Consider the following 12,314-nt stretch of genomic DNA (forward strand, 5'->3'; position numbering starts at 1 on the left):
CCTTCGCCGGCGTGGCACACGGGACCGCACGCGGATGGCTGCGCAGCGCCACGCTCGCGCTGGCTGCCGGCGTCGCCGTGCTCGCCTGGCCCGCGTCCGCAGCCGCGGCACCCGGCGTCCCGGACCACGTCGGCGTCGACGTCTCCCACCCGCAGTGCGGCACCGACCTGCCCGAGGACCGGGCGTTCACCGTCGTCGGCGTGAACGGCGGCCTCGCGAACCTGCCCAACCCCTGCCTGGCCGAGCAGCTGGAGTACGCGCAGGGCTCGCAGGGCACCGCCGGTCAGCCGGTCACCCAGCTGTACCTGAACACCGCCAACCCCGGCCAGGTCGTCGACCTCGTCGACACCTGGCCCTCGGACGGGACGACGCCCTACGGCGAGTGCGACGGGCAGAACAGCGACGCGTGCTCCTGGCAGTACGGCTGGGACCGGGCCCGCGCCAGCGTCACGCGGTACTTCCTGCCGGCGGCCCTGGAGGCGGGCATCGACCTCCGGCCGTCCCAGTACGTGTGGTGGCTCGACGTCGAGACGTCGAACTCCTGGCAGGACGGCTCGCTCGAGGCCCGCGCCCGCAACCTCGCCGCGCTCGAGGGCATGACCGCCTACCTCGACTCCTGGGGCGCCGTCGTCGGGCTGTACTCCACCCACCAGCAGTGGGGGCGGATCGTCGGCACGGTCCCCGACGACAGCCCGCTGGCCGGCCGGCGCAGCTGGCTGGCGGGTGCGGTCACCGCCGAGCAGGCGGCGCTGAGCTGCGCCCTGCCCCCGCTGGTGCCCCGGGGGCCGGTGGCGCTGGCCCAGTACGTGCCCGGCGACCTCGACCTCAACCTGCCCTGCAGCTGACGCCGGCCGGTTCGGTCAGATGGTGCCCTTGCTCCCGTCACCGGCCGCCAGCGGCGTGAGCCGGCGGATGTCCGGAGCGGCGGCGAGCTTGCCGGCCAGCGCGGCGCCGAGGGTGGCGAGCGGCTCGGCCTTGCCGTGGGCGGCCATCGCCTCCGCGCTCTCCCAGCGCTCCACCATCACGAAGGCGCCGTCGGCCTCGTGCAGCGCGTAGCGCTCGCACCCGGGCTCGTCGTGCACCTTCGGCACGGCCGCCAGCAGGGCCTCGCGGACCTCGTCGACTGCCTCGGGACGGGGGGTGATGGTGGCGACGACGACGATGGACACAGGGGTCTCCTCGGGGGACGGGATCGGGACGACCGGGTGTCAGCTCTGGTCAGGTGCGCCCGGCCGGGTCAGGATGCCAGTCGTGGTCTCCGACGGCGCTGCCCCTCCCTCCTCCCCCGACCGTCCCCTGCGGGTGGCCGTCATCGGCGCCGGCCCGGCGGGGATATTCACCGCCGACGCGCTGACCCAGCAGACCGACGTCCCCGTGCAGATCGACCTCGTCGACCGGCTGCCCACGCCGTTCGGTCTCGTGCGGCACGGCATCGCCCCCGACCACGCCAAGATGCGGGCGATCCGGGAGACCCTGCACCGCTCCCTCGACCACCCGTCGCTGCGCTTCGTCGGCAACGTGGAGATCGGCGTCGACCTGGCGCTCGAGGACCTGCGCGCCCACGTGGACGCCGTCGTCTACACCTACGGCGCCGCGCTCGACCGCAAGCTGGGCATCCCCGGCGAGGACCTCCCCGGCAGCCTCGCGGCGACCGAGCTGGTCGCCTGGTACTGCGGGCACCCCGACGCCGACCGGGAGCGCGTGGAGTCCGCGCTCGCCGCGGCGCGGTCGGTCGTGGTGGTCGGCGTCGGCAACGTCGCGCTCGACGTGGGCCGGGTGCTGGCCCGCACCCCCGAGGAGCTCGAGTCCACCGACATGCCGCAGCACGTCCTCGACGCCCTGGCCGCCGCCCCGGTCGAGCAGGTGACGATCCTGGGCCGCCGCGGTCCGGCGCAGGCCAGCTTCACCACCCAGGAGCTGCGCGAGCTCGGCGCGATGGCCGGGGCCACCGTGCTCGTCGACCCCGCCGATCTCGAGCTCGACCCGGACAGCGAGGAGCGCGCCGCCGCCGACCGCGTCGTGAGCCGCAACCTCGGGGTGCTGCGCGGGTGGGTCGAGAACGCTCCCGAGCCGGATCGCATCCCGCTGCGCCTGCGGTTCTTCAGCCGCCCGGCGCGGTTGCTCGGCGAGGGCCGGGTGACCGGCCTGGAGGTGGAGCGGACGGCGGTCGACGGCGACGGGCGCGCCGTCGGCACCGGGGAGGTCGAGGTGCTGCCGGCCGACCTCGTCGTGCGCTCGGTCGGCTACCGGGGCTCAGCCCTGCCGGGGCTGCCGATCGACGAGCGGAGCGGCACGGTGCCCCACGACGGGACCGGCCGGGTGCTGCGCGACGGGCAGCTCTCGGGGGGCGAGTACGTCGCCGGCTGGATCAAGCGCGGCCCGAGCGGGGTGGTCGGCACGAACAAGGCCGACGCCCGCGAGACCGTCGCCGCGCTGCTGGCGGACGCGACCGCCGGCGTGCTCCGGGTGGGCGGCCCCGCCGACGACCTGGTGAGCACGCTGCAGGCGCGCGGCGCAGAGCCGGTCCTGCTCGAGGACTGGCGGGCCATCGACGCCGCCGAGATCGAGCTGGGCGCCACCCGCGGCCGCGCCCGGACCACCCTGCACGAGAGGGAGGCGCTGCTCGCCGCCGTCCGGGCGGCCGCGCGCCGCTGACCCGGTGCCCGCGTCAGCGGGCGATCAGCTCGCGGGCGGCCGTCTCGTCGGCCGCGGCGACGAACCGGACCACCGCACCGGGGCGGAGCTCCAGCGGGCCGCCGTCAGGGGTCAGCGCCGTCCCGCCGGCCGCCATGAGGACGGCGAGCCCGCCGGCGACGTCGCGCACGTGCCGGCCGGTGCGGTCGACGTCGCGTCCCGCGGCCACCGCGCCGTCGGCCACCAGGCACAGGTCGACGGCGGTGCAGCCGGTGACGCGCACCGCCCCGGGGACGGCGGCATCGGTGCGCGGGCGGACGGGCATGCCGTCGCGCCAGGCCCCGAGCGAGCGGACGGCGGTCCAGCGCCGCCCGGAGGAGAGGTCGGCCACGAGACCGGCGACCGGGCGCCCGCCCTGCACCAGCGCCGCGGAGAACGCCCACGGCGGCAGCCCCATCGCGGCGCTGCGCGTGCCACCGAGCGGATCGAGCGCGATCCACGGACCGTCGCCCACGGGGGGTTGGTCGCCGGCTCCCTCGCTGAGGACCGGCACCCCCAGCCGGTGCAGCACCGGGACGGCGGCAGCCTGTGCCAGCGCGTCCACGGCCTCCGGATGGGTCTCCCCCTCGAGCCGGGCCACCGCGGCCAGGGTCTCGACCCGGGTGGCCGCCAGGGCGGCGAAGTGGAGGAAGCGCACCGGCAGCGGCGCGCCGCCGGAGGGGCCGGGCACGGCCACCCAGCGGTCGCTCGCCAGGTGCCGCACGCGGGTGCAACCCCAGCCGACGGCGACGGCGAGCACGTCCGGGTGGTCGAGGGGCACGCCACGACGGCGCACCACGACGGCCTCGGCGTCGGAGTCGTGCGCCCACTGCCGTCGCAGCAGGACGACCTGGCCCTCGCTGCCCACGAGCGCCCGCGCGGCCGGCTCGACCAGCGCCGGCGCCAGGGCGGCGGGCGGCAGTCCCAGCGCGTCGCCGACGGCGGTCAGGTCCGCGCTCGTCGCCATCCGGAGGCCGGGACGATCAGCGGGCATTGAGCCAGTATCCGGCTCAGCCCAGCTCGAGTCCCCGGAGGGTCTGGGCGGCCAGCTGGTCACCGGCCTCGGCCCCGAGCCGGAACTGCTCGAGCGCGCCGTCGAGGTCGCCCCTGTCGGCGAGCAGCACGGCGAGGTTCTGGTGGCAGTAGACGTCGCCTGCGGCGATCCCGGCGCGGAACGCCTCCTCGGCGGCCTCGTCGTCGCCGAGCTCCTCGCGGTAGAGGTTGCCCAGCGGTAGCCAGGCCACCTGCTCGCCGAGCTTGGCCCCCCGCTCGAGCACCCAGCGGGCCTCGACGGCCCGGCCGGTCTCCCGCAGCAGGTGGGCGAGGTCGGTGCGCGCGGCCGGGAAGTGGTCGGCTCCGGCGCGGAGTGCGTCCTCGAGGCCGGGGTCCAGGGTGGCGCAGAACCGCCAGCACGCGACGACGGCGGCTGCCTCGTCGTCGCCGGCGGCCGCGATCTCCTCGGCGACCGCGAGGGCCTCCTCCCGCTCGCCCTGCTCGCGCAGCAGGAAGGCGAGCTGCAGCCCGCCCTCGAGGTCGCCGGCGTCGGCGGCGCCGCGGTAGGCGCGCATCGCGCCGGCGAGGTCGCCGAGGTCCTCGAGGACCAGCCCCAGGTTGCGCCAGGCGTCGGTCTCGCCGCCGGCCAGCGCCACCTCGTACGCCTCGGCGGCTTCCTCCCACCGGCCCTGGGCCGCGAGCGCGTTGCCGAGGTTGAACGCGGCCACGGTGTCGCCGGCCTCGCTGGCTCGGCGGAAGCACTGCTCGGCGTCGGTGTGCCGGCCGGCGTCGGCGAGATCGCAGCCGAGGTCGACCAGTGCGTTGGGGTCACCGGAGGCCCGCAGCCGCCGGAGGCGCCTGTCGAGGTCCTCGGTCATGCCGACGATGATCAGCGGCACCGCGCCTCCGGCGCGTCCCCCGACGGGAGAACCTCACCCCAAGGAGGGCTCACTCCCCGAAGGCCTCCCTCCAGGCGGGCAGCAGGGTGCTGCGCGTCCACTCCAGGTAGGGGTCCTGCTGGTCGCCGCCGATCTGGACCAGGGCCAGGTGCGTGAAGCCGGCGTCGGCGTACTCCTTCGCCGCCTCGATGACCGCACCGACGTCGTCGCCGCACGGGATCGAGCTCTCGACGTCCTCCTCGCGGACGAACGAGCTGGCCGCGTCGAACGCGCTGGGTCCGGGCAGCTCGGCGTTCACCTTCCAGCCGAGGCCGAACCACCGGAAGAGCTGGTGGGCACGGGTGACCGCGGCGGCCTTGTCGGTGCCGTAGCTGATCGGCATCTGCGCGACCTTCGGCTTGCCGGCGCCACCGGCGGCCTCGAACTGCTCGACCAGTTCGCGCTCCGGATCGGTGGCGATGAGGACGTCGGCCAGCTCGCCGGCGATCGTGGCCGCCTGCTTCCCCCCGGCCGCGAAGCCGATCGGCACCCGCTTCTCCGGCAGGTCCCACAGCTTCGCCGACTCGAGGTCGAAGTGCTCCCCGCGCAGGTTCGTGTAGCCCTCGCCGTCGAACAGCTGCCGGATGATCTGCAGCGCTTCGACCACCATCTCGTGCCGCACGTCGGCGGGCGGCCAGCCGGCGCCCACCACGTGCTCGTTGAGGTTCTCCCCCGCGCCCAGCCCGAGGGTGAACCGGCCCTCGGAGACGATCTGCAGGGTCGCGGCCTGCTGCGCCACGATCGCCGGGTGGTACCTGACGATCGGGCAGGTCACGTAGGTCATCAGCGGGATGCGGTTGGTCGCCTGCGCGGCGGCGCCGAGGGTGACCCAGGCGTTGGGCGAGTGGCCCATCTCGTCCAGCCACGGGAAGTAGTGGTCGCTGGTGACGGAGAAGTCGAAGCCGACCTCCTCGGCCCCGACCAGGTGCCGCACCAGCTCCCTCGGCCCGGCCTGCTCGGTCATCATCGTGTAGCCCAGCTGCATCGCCATGGCGCCCCGGCTACCCGGGTGCCACCGTGACGAACCGAACTAGACCCGCTCGGCGCGCAGCGCCTCCCGGATCTTGGTCTTGCCGCTGGTGCGCAGCAGGGACGCGGCGTAGACCCGGCCACCGATGCGGATCACGAGCGCGACGGCCGCCACCGCCAGCGCCGCCGAGAGGCCGACCTCCCACGCCCCGACGTCCCCGGCGGCCTGCCGGACCGGCATGACCAGGGGCGAGAGCCCCGGCACGTAGGAGGTGACGACGGCGAGCGGCCCGTCGGGGTCGGCGGCCGCCTGCAGGCCGACGACGAACGCCGCGACCAGGACCAGGGTCGTGGGCGTGAGCACGCTGCCCAGGTCCTCCTGCCGGCTGACCAGCGAGGCCGCCACGGCGAAGATCGCCGCGTAGAAGGCGTAGCCGAGCACGAACCAGGCGACGACGGAGACGGCGGTGCCGACGAGCTCGCCGGGCACCTCGACGATGTCGAAAGCGAGCGCGCCGCCGACGCCGACGACGGCGACCAGGACGATCTGGGCGAGCCCCAGCAGACCGAGGCCGAGGATCTTCCCGGCCAGGAGGTGCCAGGGGCGCATCGTCGCCAGCAGCAGCTCGACCACCCGGCTGGCCTTCTCCTCGACCACGCCCTGGGCCACGAACTGGCCGAACATGATCAGCAGGCCGTAGAGGATGCCGACACCGATGATCGCCGAGACCACCCGTTGGGCGTCCGCGTCGGCATCGGGGTCCAGCGAGGTCACGGTGAGCTCGGGCAGCTCCAGCTGGGTGATGCCGGCCTCCGCCAGCTGCCCGGCGAGCGCCGTCTGGGCCACCGCGCCCTGGACCGCGGCCTCGAGCGAGCCGCCCGCCGACTGCTCGACCAACAGCTCGGGGGCGTCACCCGCGAGCAGCACGCCGTCGACGTCGCCGTCCTCGACGGCCCGCACCGCCGCCTCGCGGTCGGCGAGGTCCACGACCGTCACCTCGACGTCGAGGGCCTCGCCCTGGGCCTCCAGCGCCTGCTCGATCCCGGCGTCGCCGCCGACGAGCCCGATGCGGGTGGACTCCCCGCCGGCGTTCAGGGCGACCTGGAAGGCCAGCAGGCCCAGCAGGACGACGAGGATGACGACGGAGCTGATGACGAAGTTCTTGTCGCGCAGCCGGGCGGAGATCTCGCGGGCGGCGACCAGCCGCACCAGCGCGCCGCTGCCGAGCTCCCGGCGGTCGTCGCTCACGCCGCCGCCTCCTGCGGGGTGGGCGCGGCGACCGCACCTCGGAAGAGCTCGACCAGGCTCGGCCGCTGCCAGGCGAAGTGCTCGACCCGACCGGTGCGCAGGGCCGCGGCCAGGACGGCCTGGTCGTCGGCGCCGTCGGCCAGCTCGACGATCGTGTCGCCGGCGGACTCCGACACCACCCGGACCCCGAGTACCCCTGCCGCCCAGCCCGGGGCGGCATCGGGGACGACCACGCGGAGCACCCGGCCGGCCTCGCGGCGGCGGAGCTCCTCGACCGTGCCGGTGGCGACCATCCGGCCGCGGGCGAGGATGCCCACGGAGTCGCACAGCCGCTCGACGAGGTCGAGCTGGTGGCTGGAGAAGACGACCGGGACGCCGGTGCGCACCTGGTCGAGGAGCGCCTCGGCCAGCGAGTCGACGCCGACCGGGTCCAGGCCGGAGAACGGCTCGTCGAGGATGAGCACCTCGGGGCGGCTGACCAGGGCGGCGGCGAGCTGGACCCGCTGCTGGTTGCCCAGCGACAGCTTCTCCACCGGGTCCCCGCGGCGCGGGCCCAGACCGAGGCGCTCCACCCACTCCTCGGAGGCCTTCGCGGCCGCACCGGCGTCCATCCCGTGGAGCCGGCCGAAGTAGGTGACCTGCTCGCCGACCTTCATCTTCGGGTAGAGCCCGCGCTCCTCCGGCATGTAGCCGATCCGCGCCCGCGTGCTGTGCTCGACCGGACGACCCTGCCACCGGACCTCGCCGGCGTCGGCGCGGACCAGGCCCATCGCGATGCGCATCGTGGTCGTCTTGCCGGCCCCGTTGGAACCGCAGAAACCGAACATCGAACCGGGGGCGACGGTGAAGGTGACGCCCTCCAGGACCCGCACGTCACCGAAGCTCTTGTGCAATCCGTCGAACTCGAGCACGTACCCCCCTGCCTGTGATGTCCCGGCGACCGTAACGACCGGCACCGACAGACCGCGCGCTCAGTCCACGGCGCGGGAGGCGCGGAAGAACCAGAACGACGGCACGAGGATCGCGACGAGCACCATCGCCACCACGACGACGACGCCGCCGGACACCATCGCCACCGTCACCGACGCCGCGCTGGCCAGGGCGCCGGCCCGCAGGTCGCCGAGCCGCGGTCCGCCGGCGACGACCACGATGAACACGCCCTGCATGCGGCCGCGCATCTCGTCGGGCGCGGCGAGCTGCAGCATCGACGAGCGCAGCACGGCGCTCACCATGTCGCCGGCGCCGGCGACGGCCAGGCACAGCACCGCGACCCAGAGCGACTGCGCCCAGCCGAAGCCGACGATCGCCACCCCCCACACGGCGATGGCGCCGAGCACGACCGCGCCCTGCCGGTCGACGCGGGACACCCACCCCGAGGTGAGCCCCATGAGCAGCGCCCCGACGGAGACGCCGGCGAACAGCCAGCCCAGCGAGTTCGGCGACTCGGCGAACCGGGTCTCCGACAACTCCGGGAACACCGCCTGCGGCCAGGCGAAGCACATGGCGATGATGTCGACGACGAACGTCATGAGCAGCACCGGCTGGGTGCGCAGGAAGGCGAACCCCTCACCGACGCCGCGGATCGCGGCGCCCAGCCGGAGGGGGCCGGCGGCCCTGCCCGGAGGCAGCGACGGCAACCCGCGCAGCAGGACGGCCGCGGCGAGGAAGCCCACCGCGTCGATCACGTAGGCCAGGGAGAGCTGGCCCATGCTGATGAGCAGCCCGGCCAGCAGCGGGCCGGCGATCACCGCCACCTGGCGCACCGTCATCGACAGCGCGTTCGCCGCCGGCACCGCAGCCGGCCCGACCAGGGCGGGGATGACCGCGCTCCGGGTGGGTTGGTTGACCGCGGCGAAGCCGGAGACGCAGGCGGTCAGCACCCAGAGCACCGCGAGGTTGCCCTCCCCGGGCAGCACCGCCTGCAGGGCCAGCAGCGCGCTGGTGACCGCGGCGCCCACCGACGTGATCAGCATCAGCCGGCGACGATCCATCGAGTCGGCGATCGCGCCGCCGAGCAGGCCGAAGACCACCAGCGGGACGAGCGCCACCACCGAGGTGACGCCCACCATCAGGGAGTCGCCGGTCAGCGCGTAGACCTGGAACGGGACGGCGACCAGCGTCATCTGCTGGCCGAGCATGGTCGCGGCCACGCCCCAGAAGAGCCGCCGGTAGGCGGGGATCCGCAGCGGCGTCGTGTCGATCGCCCACGAGCGGCGTCGGGTCAGGGGAACCGGTTCCTCGACCGCCTTCCCGCCCTCGACCGGGTCGACCGGCCCGACCGGGGGTGGTGGCGCGCCGGTCACGGCGCGAGTCGCTGGACGATCCAGCCGCCGCCCTCCGCGTCATCTCGTACGAACCGGATCCGGTCGTGCAGCCGGTCGGCTCCGCCCTGCCAGAACTCGACGGTCTCCGGGACGACCCGGTAGCCGCCCCAGGTCGCCGGCCTCGGCACCTTCTCCCCCGGGGTCTGCTCGTCGAGCCGGCGCACCCGCTCGACCAGCTCGTCCCGCGAGTCGACGACGGTCGACTGCACCGACGCGGCGGCGGCCAACTGGGCGCCGCGCGGCCGGGGATCCCACAACGCGTCGGAGGCAGCCACGCCGACCTTCTCCACCCGACCGGTCACGCGCACCTGGCGCTGCAGCGCGTGCCACGGGAAGACCAGCGCCGCCCGGGGGTTCACCGCGAGCTGCGCGCCCTTCGCCGAGGCGTAGCTCGTCGCGAAGACGATGCCGTACTCGTCGTACCCCTTCATGAGGACGATGCGGGCGTCGGGAGCGCCGTCCGCATCGGCGGTCGCGACGACGACGGCGTTCGGCTCGGGGAGCTCCGCGGCGACGGCGTCGGCGAACCACCTGTCGAACTGCTCGACCCACGTGGCGGCCAGGTCGGATTCGCCGAGCCGCCCGGCCGTGTAGTCGTTGCGCATGCGGGAGAGGTCGGGCACGGCGACCATGCTGACACCGCGTGCGGCCGCCCGGTCGAGCAGCACGACGCGAAGTTGTCGGCGCTCGAACGTATGATCGATTCCATGGAAGGCCAGCCCCTCGACACCCTCGCCTCCGCCGCCGCCGCCGGTGGTGGTGCGCCGGTGGCCGGGTGGGCGTCCGGCCCGCTCGGGGTGGTGCAGGAGCTGGATCGGGAGATCACCCGGCTGACCGCGGCCCGCGCGCGGGCGGTGGCGGAGTTCGCCGCGTCCCGGCCGGCGTCGGCTGACCGGCAGCCCGGGGAGCCGGGGGCGATGAGCGCTGCGCGGCGCGCGGCCCGCCCGGAGGTGCTGGCCGGGGTGAGCGAGTGGGCGGTGCCGGAGCTGTCGATCGCGCTGGCGGTGAGCAAGCAGGCCGCCGGGCTGGACCTGGAGCGCTCGCTCACTTTGGTCACCCGGCTGCCGGGCACGCTGGCCGCGTTGGAGTCGGGGCTGCTGCACACCGGGCATCTGTGGGCGCTGCGGGAGCGGGTGGCGGTGATCGCCGACGACGACCGGCGGGCCGCGTTGGAGCGGGACGTGCTGGCCTGGGTGGCGGCGCGGGCTGCGCGGCGGGAGATCACCACGCCGGCGCAGCTGGCCGACAAGCTGCGCCGGATGGGTCTGGGCCGCGACCCGAAGCAGGAGGCCGAGGAGCTGGTGGCCGGGCTGCGGGCCCGCGGGGTGTGGGCGCGGCGGGACCGCCGGGCCGGGATGGCGGTGCTGGAGTCGCTGCTGACCGCGCCGGAGGCCCACGCGGTGGTCGATGCGCTGGGCCGCTACGCCGACGCGCTGCCCGAGGATCCGGCCGACGCCCGTACTCGTGGGCAGAAGATGGCCGACGTCCTGCTTGACCTGGTGCTGCGCCCGGGTGAGTCGTCGCTGCCGCCGGTGCAGGCGCAGCTGACCCTGGTCGCGGGGGTGCGTGCTCTGCTCGGGGGCAGCGCGCCCGGGCAGGTGGGTGGGGAGACGGTGCCCGCGGAGATGGTCCGCGCCCTGGCCCGGGCCCTCGGCCTGCTCACCGTCCCCGCCCCGGACACTGCCACCGCCACCGGCCAGCCAGAGCCGGACAAGCCCCCGGTGCCGTTCGTGGATCCGGGTGGGCGGCCCGATGACACCTGGCCGGCCCAGGTGCGCGCGGACTTCGACAGGTGGGAAGCCGAACTCGACGCCCGCGCCCTGGCCGGGGTGTGGGGCGGCGAGGACGACCCACCACCGGAAGTGCAACAAGCCTGGTGGGACGAGGAAGCCCGCCGGCACACCCACCAGGGCACTGACCACCCCGACGACGGACCACCCACCACACCCGAACCCGCACCGGGACCGACGGCCACCACACCTGCCACGGCGACGCCCGCCACGACCACGGCTGCCCCGACGACGACGGGCCTGCGAGCGGCCGCGCGTGCCGCCGCCGAGCAGGCCGACCTCGCCCTGCTCCGCTTCGACCAGGCCCTGCGCCGCGCCTCGGCCGCCGCCGGACGCGCCTGGCTGGACGACCGCGGCGACGAATCGGCCGCCGAAGCCACCGGCGCCCACCGCATCGACGGCGCCCGCAGCGACCTCGACGCGCTGCGTGCCGCCACCGACCAGCAGCGCGCCGAGCTGGCCGCCCTGCTCGACCGCACCGCCGGCGGCGGACTGGTCGACCGGCCTCGCATCGCCGTCGTCGACGAACTCACCGGCGCCCTGCTCGCCCTCACCGACGCCCGCGAACTCCGCCGCCGAGCCCACTGCGGCCGACCCGCCTGCACCCGCGCACCCCAGACCTGCGGCCACGACCTCACCGCACGCCCCGGCCTCGGCCCCCCACCGGCCACCGACGGCTACCGGCCCGCCACCGCCCTGGACCGCTACCTCCGCGCCCGCGACTCCCACTGCCGCTTCCCCGGCTGCCGCCGCCCCGTGGCCCGCGGCGAACTCGACCACCACACCCCCTGGCCACACGGACCCACCAGCGCCGCCAACCTCACCGGCTACTGCACCGGCGACCACCGCGGCAAGCACCAAGCCCCCGGCTGGGCATACGACCTCACCGACGACGGCACCCTCACCGTCACCACCCCCAGCGGCCTGACCGCCACCACCACACCCCCGCCCTTCTGAGCAGGTCGAGCACGCTGACCGCCCCGCGTGTGACGAGGGCATCAGCACGGCCTAGGGTCAAAAGGCAAGCGTGCGCCATGACCCATGCGCGCACGGGTCCCGCGCGCAGAGGAGCATGCGAGATGGCCGACGATTTCGTACCCGGCCTGGAAGGCGTCATCGCCTTCGAGACCGAGATCGCCGAACCCGACAAGGACGGCGGTGCTCTCCGCTATCGCGGCGTCGACATCGAGGACCTCGTCGGCAAGGTGACGTTCGGCAACGTCTGGGCGCTGCTGGTCGACGGCAAGTTCGGCCCCGGCCTCCCTCCGGCCGAGCCCTTCCCCATCCCGGTGCACACCGGTGACGTGCGGGTCGACGTGCAGGCCGCGCTGGCGATGCTCACCCCGATCTGGGGCTACTGAACCGTCCTGGGGCCGGT

General features: G+C 75.1%; 12 protein-coding genes. 4 read left to right on the forward strand and 8 right to left on the reverse strand.

The genetic code is table 11. The features are described from left to right. Positions 1-11 precede the first annotated feature (11 nt). Positions 12-845: a glycoside hydrolase family 25 domain-containing protein gene (locus A6V29_RS16335; protein ID WP_137161278.1), complete on the forward strand. Its 834-nt coding sequence runs from the start codon at positions 12-14 to the stop codon at positions 843-845. A gap of 15 nt (positions 846-860) precedes the next feature. Here the strand turns inward: A6V29_RS16335 and A6V29_RS16340 are convergent, their stop codons facing one another. Next, entirely contained in the window at positions 861-1,169 is a 309-nt protein-coding gene (locus A6V29_RS16340) for a putative quinol monooxygenase (protein WP_137161279.1), read from the reverse strand. A gap of 73 nt (positions 1,170-1,242) precedes the next feature. Between A6V29_RS16340 and A6V29_RS16345 the strand changes: the two genes are divergently transcribed. Beyond that, complete coding sequence (locus tag A6V29_RS16345; RefSeq protein WP_137161280.1) at positions 1,243-2,655, forward strand: ferredoxin--NADP reductase domain-containing protein; 1,413 nt, start codon at positions 1,243-1,245, stop codon at positions 2,653-2,655. 13 nt (positions 2,656-2,668) lie between these two features. Here A6V29_RS16345 and A6V29_RS16350 read toward each other — a convergent pair whose 3' ends face one another. The 7 genes from A6V29_RS16350 to pdxH are packed head-to-tail and all read right to left on the reverse strand — an operon-like array spanning position 2,669 to position 9,814. After that, a complete protein-coding gene (locus A6V29_RS16350; RefSeq protein WP_137161281.1) occupies positions 2,669-3,667 on the reverse strand; it encodes an inositol monophosphatase family protein in 999 nt (332 codons plus the stop codon). Between the two features lie 16 nt (positions 3,668-3,683). Further along, positions 3,684-4,565, reverse strand: a complete 882-nt coding sequence (locus A6V29_RS16355; RefSeq protein WP_249933288.1) for a tetratricopeptide repeat protein — start codon at positions 4,563-4,565, stop codon at positions 3,684-3,686. Between the two features lie 49 nt (positions 4,566-4,614). Beyond that, positions 4,615-5,595, reverse strand: a complete 981-nt coding sequence (locus tag A6V29_RS16360; protein WP_137161282.1) for a TIGR03557 family F420-dependent LLM class oxidoreductase — start codon at positions 5,593-5,595, stop codon at positions 4,615-4,617. A 39-nt stretch (positions 5,596-5,634) separates the two neighbouring features. After that, positions 5,635-6,822, reverse strand: a complete 1,188-nt coding sequence (locus A6V29_RS16365) for an ABC transporter permease (protein ID WP_137161283.1) — start codon at positions 6,820-6,822, stop codon at positions 5,635-5,637. Further along, positions 6,819-7,733: an ABC transporter ATP-binding protein gene (locus A6V29_RS16370; protein ID WP_137161284.1), complete on the reverse strand. Its 915-nt coding sequence runs from the start codon at positions 7,731-7,733 to the stop codon at positions 6,819-6,821. The genes A6V29_RS16365 and A6V29_RS16370 overlap by 4 nt, the downstream gene beginning before the upstream one ends. 60 nt (positions 7,734-7,793) lie before the next feature. Further along, a complete protein-coding gene (locus tag A6V29_RS16375) occupies positions 7,794-9,125 on the reverse strand; it encodes an MFS transporter (protein WP_137161285.1) in 1,332 nt (443 codons plus the stop codon). Further along, positions 9,122-9,814 (reverse strand): pyridoxamine 5'-phosphate oxidase, encoded by a 693-nt coding sequence (pdxH, locus tag A6V29_RS16380; RefSeq protein WP_249933289.1) that lies wholly within the window; start codon positions 9,812-9,814, stop codon positions 9,122-9,124. Before pdxH ends, A6V29_RS16375 begins: the two co-directional genes overlap by 4 nt. Positions 9,815-9,853: 39 nt before the next feature. Here pdxH and A6V29_RS16385 point away from each other — a divergent pair, with 39 nt between their 5' ends. Then, the gene (locus tag A6V29_RS16385) at positions 9,854-11,893 is read left to right on the forward strand and encodes an HNH endonuclease signature motif containing protein (RefSeq protein ID WP_249933290.1); all 2,040 of its coding nucleotides are present in this window, start codon (positions 9,854-9,856) and stop codon (positions 11,891-11,893) included. A 122-nt stretch (positions 11,894-12,015) separates the two neighbouring features. After that, on the forward strand, positions 12,016-12,297 hold the full coding sequence (locus A6V29_RS16390) for a citrate/2-methylcitrate synthase (RefSeq protein ID WP_249933291.1): 282 nt from the start codon (positions 12,016-12,018) through the stop codon (positions 12,295-12,297). Positions 12,298-12,314 lie beyond the last annotated feature (17 nt).

Origin of the sequence: Blastococcus sp. CCUG 61487 (assembly GCF_005222955.1) — a bacterium.
In the GTDB taxonomy this organism is placed as follows: domain Bacteria; phylum Actinomycetota; class Actinomycetes; order Mycobacteriales; family Geodermatophilaceae; genus Blastococcus.